This is a genomic window from Streptomyces sp. NPDC026538 (assembly GCF_055567535.1).
This window is the reverse complement of the sequence record NZ_JBVHQG010000014.1, coordinates 235,618-253,378: the sequence shown is the minus strand read 5'-3', so window position 1 is coordinate 253,378 and position 17,761 is coordinate 235,618. Positions and strand designations below refer to the sequence as shown.

Annotated in this window: 17 protein-coding genes; 6 read left to right on the top strand and 11 right to left on the bottom strand. The window is 70.1% G+C overall.

Going from position 1 to position 17,761, the window contains the following annotated elements:
* Positions 1-74: 74 nt before the first annotated feature.
* The gene (locus tag ACZ4N4_RS40705; RefSeq protein WP_351738700.1) at positions 75-623 is read right to left on the bottom strand and encodes an acyl-CoA thioesterase; all 549 of its coding nucleotides are present in this window, start codon (positions 621-623) and stop codon (positions 75-77) included.
* A gap of 119 nt (positions 624-742) precedes the next feature.
* Between ACZ4N4_RS40705 and ACZ4N4_RS40700 the strand changes: the two genes are divergently transcribed.
* The gene (locus ACZ4N4_RS40700) at positions 743-2,032 is read left to right on the top strand and encodes an LCP family protein (RefSeq protein WP_467598590.1); all 1,290 of its coding nucleotides are present in this window, start codon (positions 743-745) and stop codon (positions 2,030-2,032) included.
* Between the two features lie 63 nt (positions 2,033-2,095).
* On the opposite strand, the gene ACZ4N4_RS40695 is transcribed toward ACZ4N4_RS40700, so the two are convergent.
* Both ACZ4N4_RS40695 and ACZ4N4_RS40690 read right to left on the bottom strand, forming a co-directional pair.
* Positions 2,096-2,461, bottom strand: coding sequence for a four-helix bundle copper-binding protein (locus ACZ4N4_RS40695; protein ID WP_453564603.1), 366 nt, complete (start codon positions 2,459-2,461; stop codon positions 2,096-2,098).
* 143 nt (positions 2,462-2,604) lie between these two features.
* Positions 2,605-3,762 carry an acyl-CoA dehydrogenase gene (locus tag ACZ4N4_RS40690; protein ID WP_467598587.1) on the bottom strand — a complete coding sequence of 386 codons (1,158 nt, stop codon included), beginning with the start codon at positions 3,760-3,762 and terminating at the stop codon, positions 2,605-2,607.
* Between the two features lie 178 nt (positions 3,763-3,940).
* On the opposite strand from ACZ4N4_RS40690, the gene ACZ4N4_RS40685 reads away from it, so the two are divergent.
* The gene (locus ACZ4N4_RS40685; protein WP_467598584.1) at positions 3,941-5,284 is read left to right on the top strand and encodes a UDP-glucose dehydrogenase family protein; all 1,344 of its coding nucleotides are present in this window, start codon (positions 3,941-3,943) and stop codon (positions 5,282-5,284) included.
* A 256-nt stretch (positions 5,285-5,540) separates the two neighbouring features.
* Here ACZ4N4_RS40685 and ACZ4N4_RS40680 read toward each other — a convergent pair whose 3' ends face one another.
* A complete protein-coding gene (locus tag ACZ4N4_RS40680; RefSeq protein WP_453564610.1) occupies positions 5,541-6,047 on the bottom strand; it encodes a CGNR zinc finger domain-containing protein in 507 nt (168 codons plus the stop codon).
* A 118-nt stretch (positions 6,048-6,165) separates the two neighbouring features.
* On the opposite strand from ACZ4N4_RS40680, the gene ACZ4N4_RS40675 reads away from it, so the two are divergent.
* Together ACZ4N4_RS40675 and ACZ4N4_RS40670 are read left to right on the top strand one after the other, a co-directional pair.
* A complete protein-coding gene (locus ACZ4N4_RS40675; RefSeq protein WP_467598581.1) occupies positions 6,166-6,525 on the top strand; it encodes a VOC family protein in 360 nt (119 codons plus the stop codon).
* 13 nt (positions 6,526-6,538) lie between these two features.
* Positions 6,539-6,925, top strand: coding sequence for a VOC family protein (locus ACZ4N4_RS40670; RefSeq protein ID WP_467598578.1), 387 nt, complete (start codon positions 6,539-6,541; stop codon positions 6,923-6,925).
* A 122-nt stretch (positions 6,926-7,047) separates the two neighbouring features.
* Here the strand turns inward: ACZ4N4_RS40670 and ACZ4N4_RS40665 are convergent, their stop codons facing one another.
* From ACZ4N4_RS40665 to ACZ4N4_RS40650, 4 genes are all read right to left on the bottom strand, one after another.
* Entirely contained in the window at positions 7,048-8,148 is a 1,101-nt protein-coding gene (locus ACZ4N4_RS40665; protein ID WP_467598575.1) for a dipeptidase, read from the bottom strand.
* A 442-nt stretch (positions 8,149-8,590) separates the two neighbouring features.
* The gene (locus ACZ4N4_RS40660; protein WP_453564620.1) at positions 8,591-9,769 is read right to left on the bottom strand and encodes a dipeptidase; all 1,179 of its coding nucleotides are present in this window, start codon (positions 9,767-9,769) and stop codon (positions 8,591-8,593) included.
* A 21-nt stretch (positions 9,770-9,790) separates the two neighbouring features.
* Positions 9,791-10,315, bottom strand: coding sequence for a 5-(carboxyamino)imidazole ribonucleotide mutase (gene purE, locus ACZ4N4_RS40655; protein ID WP_453564623.1), 525 nt, complete (start codon positions 10,313-10,315; stop codon positions 9,791-9,793).
* Positions 10,312-11,451 (bottom strand): 5-(carboxyamino)imidazole ribonucleotide synthase, encoded by a 1,140-nt coding sequence (locus tag ACZ4N4_RS40650; RefSeq protein WP_467598571.1) that lies wholly within the window; start codon positions 11,449-11,451, stop codon positions 10,312-10,314. Before ACZ4N4_RS40650 ends, purE begins: the two co-directional genes overlap by 4 nt.
* A 207-nt stretch (positions 11,452-11,658) precedes the next feature.
* Here ACZ4N4_RS40650 and ACZ4N4_RS40645 point away from each other — a divergent pair, with 207 nt between their 5' ends.
* Positions 11,659-12,168: a GtrA family protein gene (locus ACZ4N4_RS40645; RefSeq protein WP_467598568.1), complete on the top strand. Its 510-nt coding sequence runs from the start codon at positions 11,659-11,661 to the stop codon at positions 12,166-12,168.
* 54 nt (positions 12,169-12,222) lie between these two features.
* Here ACZ4N4_RS40645 and ACZ4N4_RS40640 read toward each other — a convergent pair whose 3' ends face one another.
* Complete coding sequence (locus tag ACZ4N4_RS40640) at positions 12,223-13,497, bottom strand: ATP-binding protein (protein ID WP_467598565.1); 1,275 nt, start codon at positions 13,495-13,497, stop codon at positions 12,223-12,225.
* Positions 13,498-13,646: 149 nt separating this feature from the next.
* A complete protein-coding gene (locus tag ACZ4N4_RS40635; RefSeq protein WP_007382513.1) occupies positions 13,647-14,324 on the bottom strand; it encodes a response regulator transcription factor in 678 nt (225 codons plus the stop codon).
* Positions 14,325-14,815: 491 nt separating this feature from the next.
* Between ACZ4N4_RS40635 and ACZ4N4_RS40630 the strand changes: the two genes are divergently transcribed.
* A complete protein-coding gene (locus ACZ4N4_RS40630; RefSeq protein WP_467598561.1) occupies positions 14,816-16,312 on the top strand; it encodes an oligopeptide:H+ symporter in 1,497 nt (498 codons plus the stop codon).
* Positions 16,313-16,446: 134 nt separating this feature from the next.
* On the opposite strand, the gene ACZ4N4_RS40625 is transcribed toward ACZ4N4_RS40630, so the two are convergent.
* Positions 16,447-17,760: a hypothetical protein gene (locus tag ACZ4N4_RS40625; RefSeq protein ID WP_467598559.1), complete on the bottom strand. Its 1,314-nt coding sequence runs from the start codon at positions 17,758-17,760 to the stop codon at positions 16,447-16,449.
* Position 17,761: the final 1 nt, after the last annotated feature.

Here is a 17,761-nt window from a genome sequence, read left to right as displayed (position 1 = left end):
TGGGGGTTGTTCGCGCAGTTCCCCGCGCCCCTGAAGGGGCGCTCGTGCGGCGTCCCTTCTTTCAGGGAGCCGCGCTAGTCCTCGAACCCCTCGGCCACCCTGCGCTCGCGCAGCTCGCGGATCTCCCGGCGGCGCGCCAGCCGGTGCGTGCGCCTGATCTGGGCCTCCTGATTGCGCCGGCGGTCCCGGTCGGTCTCCGGTATCACCGGCGGTACCCGGCGCGGCTTGCCGTCGGCGTCGACCGCCGCGAAGACCAGGTAGGCCGAACCGACCTGGGTGGCGGGGTTGGACTCGTTCCAGCGTTCGGCGAGGACCCGTACGCCCACCTCCATGGACGTCCGGCCGGTCCAGTTGACCTGCGCCTTGACATGGACCAGGTCACCGACGCGGACCGGCTCCAGGAACGCCATCTCGTCCATGGACGCGGTGACGGCGGGACCGCCCGAGTGGCGCCCGGCGACCGCGCCCGCCGCGTCGTCGACGAGCTTCATGATCACACCGCCGTGCACCGTGCCGAGGAGGTTGGTGTCGTTGTGGGTCATGATGTGGCTCAGCGTGGTCCGGGAAGCGGACGTCGGCTTGCCGGGAATATCGGACTCCGCCTCGGGGGCCTGGTCTGTCATGGCCCCTACCTTATGCCGAAGTGACAATCACGGAATTTGTGTCGGGTTCGCAACAGCGCGGCCCTGATTTCCCGACGACCCTTGTAAGAGGTACCGGCGCTGCCTGCACACTGGGGCCCATGAACGAATGGCCCGAGGGACGGTCGAACGACAACCGCGGAAACCGGTACGGACGCGGTAGCGCAAGCGCGCAGCCTGAGGGCGCCCGCGTGATGCGCCAGGTACGACGCGGGGAGCCGTCGGCGCCGCCGTACGGCGCGCCGCAGCAGGGGGGCGGCGGCTACGCCGGCGTCCCGCAGCAGCCGGCGTACGGCAACGGGTACGACGACGGCGCCGGATACGACAGCGGCTACAACACCGGCCAGGTCTACGGCGGCGGCCCCGGGAGCGGAGGACCCGGCGGCACCCGTGAGCGCGGCCCGCGTCCGGCTCCGAACTGGCGCAAGCGGATCAAGTGGACCGCGATCGTCGTCCTGAGCGTGCTGATCGTCACATCCGTGGCGACCTACTTCTGGGCCGACTCCAAGCTGCACCGGGACGTCGACCTGTCGAAGGTCATCGACCGTCCCGCCGCCGGCGCGGGCACCAACTACCTGATCGTCGGTTCCGACAGCCGCAAGGGCATGTCGGCCGACGAGAAGAAGAAGCTGCACACGGGTTCGGCCGAGGGTCAGCGCACGGACTCGATGATGATCCTGCACGTCGGCGACAACGGCGACACGCTGATCTCCCTCCCCCGCGACTCGGACGTGGAGATCCCCTCGTACAAGGGGTCCACGTCCGGCAAGGTCTACCAGGGCACCGGCCGGCACACGAAGCTGAACGCGGCCTACGCGGAGGACGGCCCGACCCTGCTCGTGCGCACGGTCGAGTACAACACCGGGCTGCACATCGACCACTACGTGGAGATCGGCTTCGCCGGCTTCGCGGACATCGTGGACGCGGTCGGCGGGGTCACGATCGACATCGACAAGGGCTTCACGGACAAGTACTCGGGCGCGAACTTCAAGGCGGGCAAGCAGACCCTGAACGGCGAGGAGGCCCTCGCCTTCGTCCGCACCCGGCACGCCTTCGCCGCGTCCGACCTGCAGCGCACCAAGAACCAGCAGAAGTTCCTGGCGGCGCTGGCCCACCAGGTGGCCACCCCCTCGACGGTCCTGAACCCCTTCAAGCTCTACCCCACCCTCGGCGCGGGACTGGACTCCCTCACCGTCGACAAGGACATGAGCCTGTGGGACCTGGCCTCCATGTTCTTCGCGATGAAGGACGTCAACGGCGGCGACGGCACCTCGATGAACATGCCGGTCTCCGGCTCCACGGGCGGCAACCTCGTCTGGGACAAGGCGAAGGTCAAGACCCTGGTCGACGAGCTGAAGAACGACCAGAAGGTCACCGTCACCGGCAACTGAGACCGGTCGTACGCGGTTCGGGGGCGCCCTGCGGGGTGCCCCCGACGCCGTTTCAGCGGGGTGTCACATGGACGCGCCGGCCATCGAGCGGCACATCTCGGCGCAGCGGCGACACGCGTCCGCGCAGCGCTTCATCTGCGGGTCGTCCGGCATGGACATACACGCCTCGGCGCACATGTCGCAGGCCCTGGCGCACATCGCGCACATCTCGGCCGACAGGGGCGAGCGCCGCATCATCATGTCGGCGCACATCCGGGTCACCTCGGAGCAGTCCATCAGCGCGCGCATGATCCTCATGTGGGCCTGGCCGCCGTCCATGGACATGCAGGAGCTCATGGTCTCCTCACACATCGTGTGGGCGGCCATGCACGCGTTGACGCACTCCTGCATCTGCTTGCTCATGGCGGTCATGGGTCCGGTCTGGGTCATGGCTCCTCCAGGGGAGAGGGGGAAGGGCCCGGGGCAGGCCCCGTTCGTCTTCGTTCCTAAGCCCGACCGATCGGTAGCGCCATTCGGCGACAGAGCGGGAAAAGGCGCCCCGGGGGGCGCCTTTCCGGTGAATTCCTTGCGGGTTACGGCAGGTTCCGGGCCATCACGATCCGCTGAACCTGGTTCGTGCCCTCATAAATCTGGGTGATCTTCGCGTCACGCATCATGCGCTCGACCGGGTAGTCGCGGGTGTAGCCGTAGCCGCCGAGGAGCTGGACGGCGTCCGTGGTGACCTCCATGGCGGTGTCGGAGGCGAAGCACTTCGCCGCGGCGCCCTGGAAGGTCAGGTCGGCGTCGCCGCGCTCGGAGGCGGCCGCGGCCTGGTAGGTGAGGGCGCGGGCGGCGGCGATCTTCATGGCCATGTCGGCGAGCATGAACTGGATGCCCTGGAAGTCGCCGATCGGCTTGCCGAACTGCTTGCGCTCCTGGACGTAGCCCTTGGCGTAGTCCAGCGCGCCCTGCGCGACGCCCAGCGCCTGGGCGGCGATGGTGATGCGGGTGTGGTCCAGGGTCTTCATCGCGGTGGCGAAGCCGGTGCCCTCCGCGCCGATCATGCGGTCGGCGGGGATGCGGACGTTGTCGAAGTAGACCTCACGGGTCGGCGAGCCCTTGATGCCGAGCTTCTTTTCCGGGGCTCCGAAGGAGACGCCCTCGTCCGACTTCTCGACGACGAACGCGGAGATGCCCTTCGAGCGCTTGGACGGGTCGGTCACGGCCATGACGGTGTAGTAGTCGGACACGCCCGCATTGGTGATCCAGCGCTTCACGCCGTTGAGGACGTAGTGGTCGCCGTCGCGGACCGCCTTCGTCTTCATGCCGGCCGCGTCGGAGCCCGCCTCCGGCTCGGAGAGGCAGTACGAGAACATCGCGTCGCCCTTGGCCAGCGGCGCCAGGTACTTCTTCTTCAGGTCCTCGGAGCCGGAGAGGATCACCGGGAGCGAACCCAGCTTGTTCACCGCCGGGATGAGGGAGGAGGAGACGCAGGCGCGGGCCACCTCCTCGATCACGATGACCGTGGCGAGCGCGTCGGCGCCGGCACCGCCGTACTCCTCGGGTACGTGCACGGCGTGCAGGTCGTTGGCGACCAGCGCGTCGAGGGCCTCCTGCGGGAAGCGGGCCTCCTCGTCGACCGCGGCCGCGTACGGGGCGATCTTCGCCTCGACCAGCGCGCGGACGACGTCGCGGAGCATGTCGTGCTCCTCGGACGGGCGGTACAGGTCGAAGTCAGCCGATCCGGCCAAGGTCTCTCACTCCAGACGCAGTGGTGCTGACGCTAATTACTGTTAAGTAACTCAAAGTTTAGAGCGCAGCCCACGGAACGGTGACGTGAGGTACGCGACAGCGGGAAAGTTGCCCGCAGTAGGGCCCGGTTATGCTCGGCCCCGCAGCAGCATCAACGTCCCCGAGCTGGAGCATTCCATGAGCCTCAAGATCACTGTGATCGGCACCGGTTATCTCGGCGCCACGCATGCCGCGGCCATGGCGGAGCTCGGCTTCGAGGTGCTCGGCCTCGACGTCGTACCGGAGAAGATCGCCCTGCTGGAGCGCGGCGAGACCCCGATGTACGAGCCGGGCCTCGACGAGTTGCTGCGCAGGCACGTGGCGGGCTTCGAGGGTTCCAGCGGGCGGCTGCGCTTCACCACCGACTGGGCCGAGGTGGGTGCCTTCGGCGACATCCACTTCGTCTGTGTGAACACCCCGCAGAAGCACGGCGAGTACGCGTGCGACATGTCGTACGTCGACTCCGCGATCGCGTCGCTGGCCCCGCATCTGACCGGGCCCGCGCTCGTGGTCGGCAAGTCGACCGTGCCGGTCGGTTCGGCGGAGCGGCTGGCCGCCTACCTCGCCGAGAACGCGCCCGCGGGCGCCGACGCCGAACTCGCCTGGAACCCGGAGTTCCTGCGGGAGGGCTTCGCCGTCCAGGACACCCTGCACCCCGACCGGATCGTGGTCGGCGTGCGCAGCGAGCGTGCCGAGAAGCTGCTGCGCGAGGTGTACGCGACGCCGGTGGGCGAGGGCACGCCGTTCGTCGTGACCGACTTCCCGACGGCCGAGCTGGTGAAGACGTCCGCGAACTCCTTCCTCGCCACCAAGATCTCCTTCATCAACGCCATGGCCGAGGTGTGCGAGGCCGCGGGCGGTGACGTGGCCAGGCTGGCCGAGGCGATCGGGCACGACGACCGGATCGGGAAGAAGTTCCTGCGCGCCGGGATCGGGTTCGGCGGCGGCTGCCTGCCGAAGGACATCCGCGCCTTCATGGCCCGCGCGGGTGAGCTGGGCGCCGACCAGGCGCTGACCTTCCTGCGCGAGATCGACTCCATCAACATGCGGCGCCGGGGGCAGATGGTCGAGATGGCCCGCGAGGCGCTCGGCGGCGGGTCGTTCCTCGGGAAGCGGGTGGCGGTGCTCGGCGCGGCCTTCAAGCCGGACTCGGACGACGTGCGGGACTCGCCGGCGCTGAACGTCGCCGGGCAGATCCATCTGCAGGGCGGCCAGGTGACGGTGTACGACCCGAAGGGCATGGCGAACGCCCGGCGGCTGTTCCCGACGCTGGGCTATGCGGAGACGGCGCTGGAGGCCGTGCGGGGGGCCCATGTCGTGCTGCACCTGACGGAGTGGCGGGAGTTCCGGGAGCTGGATCCGGCGGAGCTGGGTGCGGTGGCCTCGGCGAAGGTGGTCCTCGACGGGCGGAACGCACTGGAGCCGGAGGTCTGGCGGCGGGCGGGGTGGACGTACCGGGCGATGGGGCGGCCGACCGCCTGAGGCCGCGGGTGCGTGGGGGCTGGTCGCGCCCACGCGGCGGTGGCCGCACATCGACACGGACCCGCACATCGACACGGACCCGCGCATCGACACGGACCCGCGCATCGACGCGGCCCCGCGCGCCTGACCGGGGTGTCACCCATCCGCCCAGGACAGAAGGACGACACCGGTTCGGCCGAGGCTCAGTCGGCCGAACCGGTGTCGTGTCGCATTCTGCACCATGCGGCACAGGTGTGGCCGGTGAACTGCCTGTGCCTTACTTGTCCTTGGCCCGGTACCGGCGCATCTTCGCGCGCGCCCCGCACACCTGCATCGAGCACCAGCGGCCGCGTCCGGCTGGGCTGCGGTCGTAATACGCCCAGTGGCAGGTGTCGGCCTCGCAGGCCTTGAGGCGCATCCAGGTGCCCTCGACCAGGGCCGTGGCGACGGCGGCGGCGATCCGGGAGAGCAGCGGGGCCGAGCCGGCGGGGGTGAGGGCCGCCGAGCCGTCCGCGGGGTCGACGGTGACATACAGGGGGGCCTGCGCGAGCAGTTCACCCAGCGGGGTGACCTCGCGGTGCGGGAGGTGTCCGGCGTGCGCGAGCAGGGCGGCGCGCAGGGACTCGCGCAGGGCGCGGGAGAGCGGGAGTTCGGCCTCCGTGATGCCGAGGCGCGCCCTGCCGTCCGGCGTGTCGAGCGCGTCGGCGCCCGACTCGATGTCCAGCGTGTTCACCAGGGTCTCGACCAGGGCCAGGCCGCCCGGCGCGGGCGATCTCTCACTCATCCCTGCAAGCCTCCCGAATTCCCTTGCGAGGTTACCCCCGCTGCGGGAGCATGCGGTAACGGTGACTGGTTACCCGGCTCTGCAGGTAACACGCAACTCGGACCTCGAGGAGGAAGTCATGGCTCTCGCCAAGCTCGGTGCCGTCGTCCTGGACTGTCCCGACCCGCCCGCGCTCGCCGGTTTCTACGCCGGGGTGCTGGGCGGCAGTGTCGAGGGGGACGCGGAGTGGGTGGATCTGACGGTGCCCGGCGGGCAGGCGCTGGCCTTCCAGAAGGCGCCCGGTTTCGTGCCGCCGAAGTGGCCCGCGCCCGACGACTCCCAGCAGTTCCACCTGGACCTGACGGTGGACGATCTGGACACGGCCGAGAAGGCGGTGCTGGAGCTGGGCGCGAGGCCGCTGGACGCGGCGGACAGGGGACGCACTTTCCGGGTGTACGCCGACCCGGCCGGGCACCCGTTCTGTCTCTGCGCCTGCTGAACCAGGAGGACTCATGGCGATCGTCGCCCGTCTGCGCAACGTAGTGATCGACTGTCCCGACCCGCTCGCGCTGGCCCACTTCTACGCCGCCGTCGCCGGAGGTACCCCGGTGGCGGAGGACGACGAGTGGGTCGTCCTGCAGGTACCGCACGGACCGCGGCTGGGCTTCCAGCGGGTGGCGGGGTACACGCCGCCCGAGTGGCCGCGGGCCGACCGCAACGCCCAGCAGCTCCATCTCGACTTCGACGCGGGGGCGACCTGGGAGGAAGTGGACGCGGCCCACGAGAAGGTGCTGGCGCTGGGAGCACGGCCGCTGGACCTGGAGGACCGGGAGAAGAAGGACTTCCAGGTGTACGCCGATCCGGCCGGTCACCCCTTCTGCCTGTGCCGGATCCCCTGACCTCCTGACCCCCCTGACCTCCTGACCTCCTGACCTCCTGACCTCCTGACCTCCTGGCTGATCTTGATCCTGATCGCCCTGATCCGGATCTCCCCTGATCACGCCGTCCGGATCGGCCGGGCTCACGTCTCCGCGTCGGCCGGTCCCGGTCTGCCCGGGATCGGCTCGCGGCGGCCTTGGGCCGCGCGCGCGGTGAAGTCGGCGCTGCGCAGGACTCGCTGGACGTTTCCCCAGGTCAGCAGGGACAGCTCGGCGTCGGACCAGCTTCGCCTGAGCAGTTCGGCGACCAGGTGCGGGTAGCAGGAGGTGTCGGCGAGCTCGCGGGGGTGGGCGGCGCCGGAGTCGTAACTGCCGGACAGCGCGACGCACTCGGGGCCGGCCACGGTACGGACGTGGTCGAGATGGTCGGCGACGTCCGCGACGGTCGGCCCGGACTGCTCGGCGGTGAGCGGCACCATGCACAGGCCCCGCTGCTCGCCGAGCTGCGCGAGCAGCCCGTCGGAGAGGTTGGCGGGGTGGGGGCGTACGGCTGCGGCGGCGGAGCGGGTGCACAGGACCGGCGTCTTGGACAGGGCGAGCACCCTGGCCAGGACGCTCTCCGGGGCGCCGGACAGGTCGGCCAGCACACCGAGCCGGTTCATCTCACGGATCACTTCCTCGCCGAACCGGGTCAGCCCCTCCCGGTCCGCCCAGTCGGCGCCGGCCAGCGAGAGCACGCGCAGGCCGAGGGAGTTCAGGACGCGCAGGATGCCGAGGGAGTTGTCGACGGCCGCGGCGGAGGCGGGGCCGAGCACCACGGCGACCCGGCCGCAGTTGCGGGCGTCGATGACCTGCCCGGCGGTGCGCACCAGCCGGAGCCCCTCCGGGTGCGTCCCGACCACCCGGCGCACCAGGTCCAGCTGTTCCAGCGTGGCCCCCACGGCCCGGTCGCCGCGCTCCTGCTCCGGCAGGTCCAGGGACCAGAACAGCGCCCCCACGTGCCCCTCGCGCAGCCGGGGCACGTCCGTGTCCACGGCCGCCTCGCCCAGCTCCAGGTCGTACCAGGGCAGCGGCCCCAGCGCCCGCGGCAGCCCGCTGTAGCCGTCCGCGACCGGGTGCGCGTCCAGCAGGACGCGGGCCCGTTCCAGGAACTCGGTGTCGGCCACCGAGGGGAAGGGGTCGTCCGGGAAGCTGTCGTCCTCGCCGACCTCGGTCGTGGCGGGAATGTCGTGGAGGTCGGCCATTGCGGGCTCCGTACGTCGTCGTGAGCTACGTCGTGATGGGGCTGTAGCCCACCGTCGCACGCCCGCCCGGGAGGGTTCCTGGTGGACGCGGCGTTCGGGGGTACGGACGTCGGGCCCGGCCACCCGAACCGGCGGCCGCACGCACCCGACCGGCCGGCCGTCCCGACGTCCCGCTCGCCCTCCGCCCGGCCTACCGGCGGAGGGCGATTCGTTCTCCGTGGGCTGACGGCCCTTCAGTCACCCCGCTCACGGGAGAGGCCGGCACCGACCTGCGCCGCCGACGTGCCCTGTGGACGACCTGCTGCGGGTCATCCGCGACCTCGCGGCGCTGACGGTGTTCTTCTCGGCCTTCTCGACCCCGGTGGCCCGCGCCGGCATCCGGGTGGGTGTGCCGCCGGAGGTCCGCCGGCTCGGCGCGGTCGGCGGCGGCGGCGGCCGGACCTCAGCCGTCCAGCGACTCGATCGTCGCGTTCGACGGTCCCCGTGTCGCCTGGAGGTCCCGGGCCACGTCCTCCGCCGCGCCCAGGACGCGGACCGCGTTCTGCCAGGTGAGCTTGGCCAGGTCGGGGCGGGACCAGCCGCGGTCGAGGAGTTCGGCGATCAGGTTGGGGTAGCCGGAGACGTCGTTCAGGCCGTCGGGGGTGAAGGCCGTGCCGTCGTAGTCGCCGCCGATGCCGATGTGGTCGATGCCGGCGGTCTCGCGCATGTGGTCGAGGTGGTCGGCGACCGTGGCGGTCGTCGCGACCGGGCGGGGGTGGCTCTCCTCGAAGGCCCGGTGGACCTTCATCGCGTCCTCGGTGGTGTCGAGGTGGTGGAAGCCGTGCGCGCGCATGTTGTCGTCGGCCGCCGCCGTCCAGTCGACCGCCGCCTGGAGCACGAACTTCGGCACGAAGGTCACCATCGCCACACCGCCGTTGGCGGGGAGGCGTTCGAGGACGTCGTCCGGGATGTTGCGGGGGTGGTCGCAGACGGCCCGGGCGGAGGAGTGCGAGAAGACCACCGGGGCGGCGGTGGTGTCGAGCGCGGCCCGCATGGTCGTCGCGGCCACATGGGAGAGGTCCACCAGCATGCCCAGGCGGTTCATCTCCCGCACCACCTCGCGGCCGAAGGCGGACAGACCGCCGACCTTCGGCTCGTCCGTCGCCGAGTCCGCCCAGTCGTTGTTGTCGTTGTGGGTGAGCGTCATGTAGCGCACGCCGAGGGCGTACAGGCCACGCAACGTGCCCAGCGAGTTGTCGATGGAGTGGCCGCCCTCCGCGCCCATGAGGGAGGCGATCCGGCCCTCGGCGCGCGCCGCCTCCATGTCGGCGGCGGTCAGCGCGGCCCGCAGGTCGGCCGGGTAACGGGCGATCAACTGGCGTACGCAGTCGATCTGTTCGAGGGTCGCCGGAACCGCGCCCGGCAGGTCCGAGCGGACGTACACCGACCAGAACTGCGCGCCCACTCCGCCCTCGCGCAGGCGAGGGATGTCGGTGTGCAGATGCGCGTTCTGGTGGCCGGCGATGTCACGGGCGTCGAGGTCGTAGCGGACCTGCTCGCGCAGCGCGTAGGGCAGGTCGTTGTGGCCGTCGACGACCGGGAACTCGCGCAGCAGGGACCGGGCTTCGTCGGATGAGGTCATTGCGTATTGCTTCCCGGTGTCCTACTTGCCGAAGCCGAAGCCGTCCGAGCCGCTTTCGACCTTTGACCGCAGGCGCTTGCCCTTCTCGGTCGCCTGGTCGTTGAGGTCCTGCTGGAAGTCCCGCATCCGGGCCAGGAGGTCCTCGTCGTGCGTGGCCAGGATGCGGGCGGCCAGCAGGCCCGCGTTACGGGCGCCGGCGACCGAGACCGTGGCGACCGGGACACCGGCCGGCATCTGCACGATCGACAGCAGGCTGTCCATGCCGTCGAGGTACTTCAGCGGGACCGGGACGCCGATGACCGGGAGGGGGGTCACGGAGGCGAGCATGCCCGGGAGGTGGGCCGCTCCCCCGGCACCCGCGATGATCACCTTCAGACCGCGCTCCGCCGCCTGCTCGCCGTAGGTCACCATCTCGCGCGGCATGCGGTGCGCGGAGACGACGTCGACCTCGTACCCGATCTCGAACTCGTCCAGGGCCTTCGCGGCGGCCTCCATGACGGGCCAGTCGGAGTCCGAACCCATCACGATGCCAACAACAGGGCTCATTGGGTGATCGTGCCTCTCAGGTAGCCGGCAGCGTGACGTGCGCGTTCGAGAACGTCGTCCAGGTCGTCGCCGTAGGTGTTGACGTGCCCGACCTTGCGGCCCGGCTTCACGTCCTTGCCGTACATGTGGATCTTCAGTTTGGGGTCGCGGGCCATGCAGTGCAGGTACGCGGAGTACATGTCGGGGTAGTCGCCGCCGAGGACGTTGACCATGACCGTCCACTTGGCGCGGGGCCGCGGGTCGCCCAGGGGCAGGTCGAGAACCGCTCGCACATGGTTGGCGAACTGGCTGGTGATGGCGCCGTCCTGGCTCCAGTGGCCGGAGTTGTGCGGGCGCATCGCCAGCTCGTTGACGAGGATGCGGCCGTCGCGGGTCTGGAACAGCTCGACGGCGAGGTGGCCGACCACGCCCAGTTCCTTCGCGATCCGCAGGGCCATCTCCTCGGCCTGGAGGGCGAGGGACTCGTCCAGGTCGGGGGCGGGCGCGATCACCGTGTCGCAGACGCCGTTCACCTGCTGGGACTCGACCACCGGGTAGGCGACGGCCTGGCCGTGCGGGGAGCGTACGACGTTGGCGGCCAGCTCGCGGACGTAGTCGACCTTCTCCTCGGCGAGGACGGGCACGCCGGCGCGGAACGGGTCGGTGGCCTCCTCGGCGGTCTCCACGACCCAGACGCCCTTGCCGTCGTAGCCGCCGCGGACGGTCTTCAGGACGACGGGGAAGCCGTCGCCCTCGGCCGCGAACCGGACCACGTCCTCCGCGTCGGTCACGATCCGGTGCCGTGGGCACGGGACGCCGATCTCGGTGAGCTTGGCCCGCATCACGCCCTTGTCCTGGGCGTGCACCAGAGCGTCGGGGCCGGGGCGCACGGGGATGCCGTCCGCCTCCAGGGCCCGCAGATGCTCGGTGGGCACGTGCTCGTGGTCGAAGGTGATCACATCGCAGCCGCGCGCGAACGCGCGCAGTGTCTCCAGGTCGCGGTAGTCGCCGATGACGACATCGCTCACCACCTGGGCCGCGGAATCCTGAGGAGTGTCACTGAGGAGCTTGAACCTGATGCCCAACGGGATGCCCGCTTCGTGCGTCATACGCGCGAGCTGGCCCCCGCCGACCATGCCGACTACGGGGAACGTCACACCCCCAGGGTATCGGCCGCGCCACAGTGGCCTGATTCCGCGCCCGCGACCAGGGTTCTTACCGGCCGCTTCGCCTCCTCTTGCCCCGCTTTTCCGGTGCTCTTTCCAAGCCGTTCCCGAGCTGTGTCGTCATCCACCGGCATGGGACATACTGGATCGTTAGCATGGCTGGATCGCCATCACCTACGGACAGGAGCCCGCACAACCATGGAACGTGGTTCCTCGGGGCTGCAACGGCTCGTACGCGAGGTCGCCAAATTCGGCGCCGTCGGCGGCGCCGGCATTCTCGTCAATCTCGGCGTCTTCAACCTGGTCCGGCACCTCACCGAGCTTCCGGTGGTGCGGGCGAGCGTGATAGCCACCGTCGTCGCCATTGTGTTCAACTACCTGGGCTTCCGCTACTGGACGTACCGGGACCGTGACAAGGGCGGCCGCACCAAGGAACTCACCCTGTTCCTGCTGTTCAGCGCGGTCGGCCTGGTGATCGAGAACGGTCTGCTGTATCTCGCGACCTACGGCTTCGGCTGGGACAGCCCGCTGCAGAGCAACGTCTTCAAGTTCGTCGGCATCGGCGTGGCGACGCTGTTCCGCTTCTGGTCGTACCGCTCGTGGGTGTTCAAGGCGCTGCCGGCCCGTGAGACGGTCGCCGACGCGGAGGCGATCCTGGAGCAGGCCGCCGACTCCCCGGAGCCCAAGCCCAGGCAGCGGGTCTTCTGAGTCTTCCCAGCGGATGAGTCTTCCTGGCTGAGTCTTCCCAGCCGATGAGTCTTCCTAGCGGACCGTCGGCCGGTCGTCGTCCGGCAGTTTGTGGGTCGGCGGGGTGCGGGACAGGAACAGACCGAACACCGGCGGCTGGGCCTGGAGCAGTTCCAGACGGCCGCCGTCGGCCTCCGCGAGGTCACGGGCGACGGCCAGCCCGATCCCGGTGGAGTTACGGCCGCTGATGGTGCGCTCGAAGATGCGGTTGCCGAGATCCGCGGGCACTCCGGCGCCCTCGTCGGTCACCTCGACGACCGCCTGATTGCCGGTGACCCTGGTCCGCAGGGCGACCGTGCCGCCGCCGTGCATCAGCGAGTTCTCGATCAGTGCGGCCAGCACCTGCGCGACCGCGCCGGGCGTGCCCACCGCCCGCAGATGCCGTTTGCCCGAGCTGACGATCGCCCGGCCCGAGCTGCGGTAGGCGGGGCGCCACTCGGCGAGCTGCTGCTGGATGACCTCGTCCAGGTCGAAGGAGACCGCGGAGCCGGTGCGCGGGTCGCGGGAGTTCGTCAGCAGCCGCTCCACGACATCGGTCAGCCGCTCCACCTGCGTCAACGCCACGTTCGCCTCCTCCTTCACGGTGTCCGGGTCGTCGGTGAGGGTGATCTCCTCGAGCCGCATCGACAGCGCGGTCAGCGGGGTGCGCAGCTGGTGGGAGGCGTCGGCGGCCAGCCGTCGCTCGGCGGTGAGCATCCGCCCGATCCGCTCGGCGGAGGAGTCCAGCACATCGGCGACCCGGTCCAGCTCCGGGACGCCGTACCGCTTGTGCCGGGGGCGCGGGTCGCCGGAGCCCAGCCGCTCGGCGGTCTCGGCGAGGTCGGTGAGCGGGGAGGCGAGCCGGTTGGCCTGCCGGATGGCCAGCAGCACGGCGGCGATCACGGCGAGCAGCGCGACGGCCCCGATGATCAGCAGCGTGCGGCCGACCTCCCGGGTCACCGTGGACCGCGGCTCCTGGACGGTGACCGTCTCGCCTTCCTCGCCGTCGACGGTGTAGTGGATGACATCGCCCTCGGGCCTGACCCCGAGCTCGATCGGGGCCTTGCCCGGGATCCGGATGACGGCGTACTGGTCCTTGCCGACCTGGCTGTGCAGTATCTCGGCGGTGACGTCCTCGTCCCCGAGGATGCGGCTGTCGACGATGCTGGCGAGCCGGAGCGCCTCGGAGTCCACCCGCTCCTGGGCGCTGTTGCTGATGGTCCGCGACTCGACGATCACGAGGGACACGCCGAAGACCGCGATGACGACCAGTACGACGGCGAGGGTGGACTGGATCAGACGACGACGCACGGCACTCTCCGGGAAACGACGGCTTCAGCGCACCGCAGGGGCGCGGGACGCCGACACGTGCGGCTCCGCCGCGTGGGCGCGACCAGCCACATTCGACGGTCGGTCACGCACCTGCCCGAGCCCTCCACGGCGCAACGCGCGTAGCCGACCTAGCTCTTCTCGAAACGGAACCCGACACCACGCACCGTAGCGATGTACCGCGGGTTCGCCGCATCGTCGCCGAGCTTCTTGCGCAGCCACGAGATGTGCATGTCGAGCGTCTTGGTCGAGGACCACCACGTCGTGTCCCAGACCTCACGCATCAACTGGTCACGAGTAACCACCCGTCCGGCGTCCCGCACCAGCACCCGCAGCAGGTCGAACTCCTTCGCGGTGAGCTGGAGTTCCTCGTCCCCCATCCACGCCCGGTGCGACTCGACGTCGATCCGCACACCGTGCGTGGCCGGCGGCTGCGCGGGCTCCGCGGCGCCGCGGCGCAGCAGCGCCCGTACCCGGGCGAGCAGTTCGGCGAGCCGGAACGGCTTGGTGACGTAGTCGTCGGCGCCCGCGTCCAGGCCGACGACGGTGTCCACCTCGTCGGCCCGCGCGGTCAGGATGAGGATCGGTACGGCGTGGCCCTCGGCACGCAGCCGGCGCGCGACCTCCAGGCCGTCCATGCCGGGAAGCCCGAGGTCGAGCACGACCAGGTCGATGCCGCCCTGCATTCCGGCGTCGAGCGCGGTGGGTCCGTCCTCGCGCACCTCGACCTCGTAACCTTCCCGGCGCAGTGCGCGGGCCAGCGGCTCCGAAATGGACGCGTCGTCCTCGGCGAGCAGTACACGGGTCATGAGGTGATGGTAGTCCGATTACGCGCTGTGCCGGGGTGTGATCGGCACCAGGGATTCTTACCTTGGGGCACAGTGGTACGAACCTGTGGGCGAGAGGTGAGACGGTAGAGGGGCCTTCGAAAGCGGGTGCACGGTTCCCCCGACACCTGTGATCCGTGTCTCAAGTCCTTCCATATACGGCAGTGTCCTGACGTACAGTGACGTGAACGCCTGTAGTACACCCGGGGACCTTTGGTGGGCTTCTTGACACTGAAGGTCTCTTTTGTGTGCGGGTCGGCCCTGGCCGGCCTTGAAAGGAATGACCTCTGGCCGGGCTCCGGACGCGACGCAGCGTCACGGAGCGTGGATCCCGGTGGTCGCCGTCCGCCGCTCCGTGATCCGGGGTGGACTCCCCTGGGCGTGGGGTGGACGGTCCGACCCGCCGGTGCCGGCCGCTCCCCCCACGGGCGCGCACAGCCCCACCGCGCGTCCCGACCAGCAAGGAACGACCCATGGCGTCCAGCCTGACGAAGGACTCGGTCCGACCGGGCACCCCCGGTTCCGAGAAGACCTTCTTCGGCCACCCCCGCGGACTGGCCACTCTCTTCATGACCGAGATGTGGGAGCGATTCTCCTACTACGGCATGAAGGCCCTGCTCCCGCTGTACCTGGTCGCTCCCGGCGGCCTGCACATGACCGCGGCCACGGCGACGGCGATCTACTCCGTGTACCTGTCGCTCGTGTACCTGCTCGCCCTGCCCGGCGGCTGGTTCGCCGACCGTGTGCTCGGCCCCCGTAAGACGGTCGCCGTCGCGGGCGCGATCATCATGCTCGGCCACCTGACGCTGGCGCTGCCCAGCTCCGGTACGTTCTTCGCGGGCCTCGGCCTGGTCGCCATAGGCTCAGGTCTGCTGAAGGCCAACATCTCCACGATGGTCGGTCACCTGTACGACGGTCCGGACGACCCGCGCCGTGACGGTGGCTTCACGCTCTTCTACATCGGCATCAACCTGGGCGCCTTCGCCGCGCCGCTGGTCATCGGCACGGTCGGCGAGAACTACAACTGGCACCTCGGCTTCGCGCTGGCCGCGCTCGGCATGGCGCTGGGTCTCGCCCAGTTCCTGCTCGGCACGCGGCACCTGAGCTCGCGTTCGAACATCGTCCCGACGCCGCTGTCCGCCGCGGAGAAGAAGGCGACGCTGACGAAGGCCGGCTTCTGGGCCGCCGTCGCCGCGGTCTTCTACGTCGTCGTGGGTGTCTCCGGCGTCTACACGCTGAACTGGCTGCTGGTCCCGATCACCGTCGCCGGTCTGCTGATCCCGGTCATCGTCATCGCCCGCATCAAGCGCGACAAGGACCTGGACCGCGCCGAGCAGTCCAAGATGAGCGCGTACATCTGGTTCTTCGTGGCCGCGGCCGTCTTCTGGATGATCTACGACCAGGGTGGCTCGACCGTCTCCCTGTTCGCCGACGCCTCCGCCAAGAACACCATCTTCGGCTGGAACTTCCCGGTCTCCTGGTACCAGTCCGTCAACCCGGTCATGATCATGGCGTTGGCACCGGTCTTCGCCTGGGCGTGGCTGGCGATGGCGCGGCGTGGCAAGGAGCCGAGCACGGCCGTGAAGTTCGCCGGTGGTCTGGTGCTGATCGGTGCGTCGTTCTTCCTGTTCCTCGCGCCGCTGTCGATCGCCGACGGCGGTCACAAGGCCGCCGCGATGTGGCTGGTCGGGATCTACTTCGTGCAGACCGTGGGTGAGCTGATGCTGTCCCCGGTGGGTCTGTCCGTGACGACCAAGATGGCTCCGGCCAAGTACGCGTCCCAGATGATGGGCGTGTGGTTCCTGGCGGTCACCGCGGGCGACGCGACGACCGGTCTGCTGTCCATCGCGGGCGTCGACCTCAACAAGACGGGGATCGTGGCGTTCCAGGCGGTGCTGGCGGTGCTCGCCGGTGCGGCGGTGTGGGTGTACCGGAAGAAGGTCCGGGAGCTCATGGGCGACGTTCACTGACGTCTTCGACAGAGGGCCACCGGGATTTTGGGATCCTGGTGGCCCTCTTGCGTTTTCGGCTATCCGTTGTGTGTGGCTGGTCGCGCCCGCGCGGCGGAGCCGCACATCAGATACAGCCCCGCGCCCCTGAAGAATCAGCGCGTCCTCTTTCGCGGCATGAACGTGAACACCGCGCCGCCCAGCAAGATCGCCGTTCCTGCCACCAGACCGAGCGCCTTGACTGCCCCGTTGCTGCTGTCACCCGTCTCCGCCAGGCCGCCGCTGCTGCTCGAACCGCCCGACGAACCGCCCGACGTCGACGAACCCCCCGACGCGCCGCCCGCCTGCTCGGTCGTGTCCAGCGTCAACGACACCTCCGACTTGGTCGGCGTGCACGTCGTCGTCGTACCGAGCGCGTTGACCGTGAGCACGCCCGGCGACAGCGTCGACTCGCCGCTCGCGCCCGGCTTGTACGTGCCCGTCAGGTCCGGGATGTCGATCGGGTCGCCGGACTTGATCGCGGAGGAGTTGGTGGGGCCCTCCACATGGACCGTGCCCTTGTCCGCGCCGCCCAGGACCACCTCCATCGACGGCTTCACCGAGTCCGCCGGGATGTCCGCGGGGCTGTCCATCACCGACCCGTTGAACTGCACGGTGAGGTCGAAGCTCCCGCCGTTCTTCTTGGCGTTGATCTGCACCGGCGAAGTCGCGTTCTTGTCGCCGATGGGCGTCTTGCAGGCGTAGGGGACGTCGACCTCCTTGCCCGTGAAGTCGGTCTGGCCGGTGCCCGTGCCGTCGGAGGAGGAGGCGGACGGGGAGGCGGAGGCCGAGGCGGACTCCGAGGCCGAGTCGGAGGGGCTCGCCGAGGCGGACGGGGAGGCCGGGCCGGTGTCGGTCGGGGACGCCGAGTCGCTGGAGCCGCTGCCGGTCACCTCGATCGTCGCCGCCTTCTGCACGGTCGCCGAGGGGGTGCACACGGTGTCCGTCCCGAACGCGTTGACCTTGTACGCGTCCGGGGTGAGCGTCACCTCGCCGGGTGAGGTCAGTTTCAGGGTGCCCGTCATGTCGGACAGCACCATGTCGCCGCCCTTGGGGATCGCCGGGTTCTCGCGCGGCCCCTGCAGGGCGATGTCGGCGGTCTGGGCACCGGCCGCCTTGAGCGTGCCGGACGGCTGGACCGAGTTGGCGGGCAGGTCGATGATGTCCGGGTTCTTGGACGCGGCCTGCACGAACTTCCAGGTGATGTCGACCGTGTCGCCGACCTTCGCGGTCGCGGGCGCGGTGATCGCCACCTTCGTGGTCCCGTCGACGGGGTCGGCGACACCGGCGGGCGGTACGCAGTGGGTCGCGAACGACACCTCGGCCGCCTGTGCGGTGCCGGCGGCCGCGCCGAGCAGGGCGCCCGCCCCGGCGAGGACCAGTGCGGCCGCCGCCGCACCCGCTCTGACCGGTGTCACTCTCCTTCGCATG

What these genes read in the sequence shown, in the direction of transcription:
- ACZ4N4_RS40680 (WP_453564610.1), bottom strand. Translation starts at nt 6,047, where the DNA reads ATGAGTGAGAGATCGCCCGCGCCGGGCGGCCTGGCCCTGGTCGAGACC.
- ACZ4N4_RS40670 (WP_467598578.1), top strand. Translation starts at nt 6,539, where the DNA reads ATGGCGATCGTCGCCCGTCTGCGCAACGTAGTGATCGACTGTCCCGAC.
- ACZ4N4_RS40685 (WP_467598584.1), top strand. Translation starts at nt 3,941, where the DNA reads ATGAGCCTCAAGATCACTGTGATCGGCACCGGTTATCTCGGCGCCACG.
- purE (WP_453564623.1), bottom strand. Translation starts at nt 10,315, where the DNA reads ATGAGCCCTGTTGTTGGCATCGTGATGGGTTCGGACTCCGACTGGCCC.
- ACZ4N4_RS40705 (WP_351738700.1), bottom strand. Translation starts at nt 623, where the DNA reads ATGACAGACCAGGCCCCCGAGGCGGAGTCCGATATTCCCGGCAAGCCG.
- ACZ4N4_RS40635 (WP_007382513.1), bottom strand. Translation starts at nt 14,324, where the DNA reads ATGACCCGTGTACTGCTCGCCGAGGACGACGCGTCCATTTCGGAGCCG.
- ACZ4N4_RS40695 (WP_453564603.1), bottom strand. Translation starts at nt 2,461, where the DNA reads ATGACCCAGACCGGACCCATGACCGCCATGAGCAAGCAGATGCAGGAG.
- ACZ4N4_RS40700 (WP_467598590.1), top strand. Translation starts at nt 743, where the DNA reads ATGAACGAATGGCCCGAGGGACGGTCGAACGACAACCGCGGAAACCGG.
- ACZ4N4_RS40665 (WP_467598575.1), bottom strand. Translation starts at nt 8,148, where the DNA reads ATGGCCGACCTCCACGACATTCCCGCCACGACCGAGGTCGGCGAGGAC.
- ACZ4N4_RS40645 (WP_467598568.1), top strand. Translation starts at nt 11,659, where the DNA reads ATGGAACGTGGTTCCTCGGGGCTGCAACGGCTCGTACGCGAGGTCGCC.
- ACZ4N4_RS40630 (WP_467598561.1), top strand. Translation starts at nt 14,816, where the DNA reads ATGGCGTCCAGCCTGACGAAGGACTCGGTCCGACCGGGCACCCCCGGT.
- ACZ4N4_RS40660 (WP_453564620.1), bottom strand. Translation starts at nt 9,769, where the DNA reads ATGACCTCATCCGACGAAGCCCGGTCCCTGCTGCGCGAGTTCCCGGTC.
- ACZ4N4_RS40675 (WP_467598581.1), top strand. Translation starts at nt 6,166, where the DNA reads ATGGCTCTCGCCAAGCTCGGTGCCGTCGTCCTGGACTGTCCCGACCCG.
- ACZ4N4_RS40625 (WP_467598559.1), bottom strand. Translation starts at nt 17,760, where the DNA reads ATGCGAAGGAGAGTGACACCGGTCAGAGCGGGTGCGGCGGCGGCCGCA.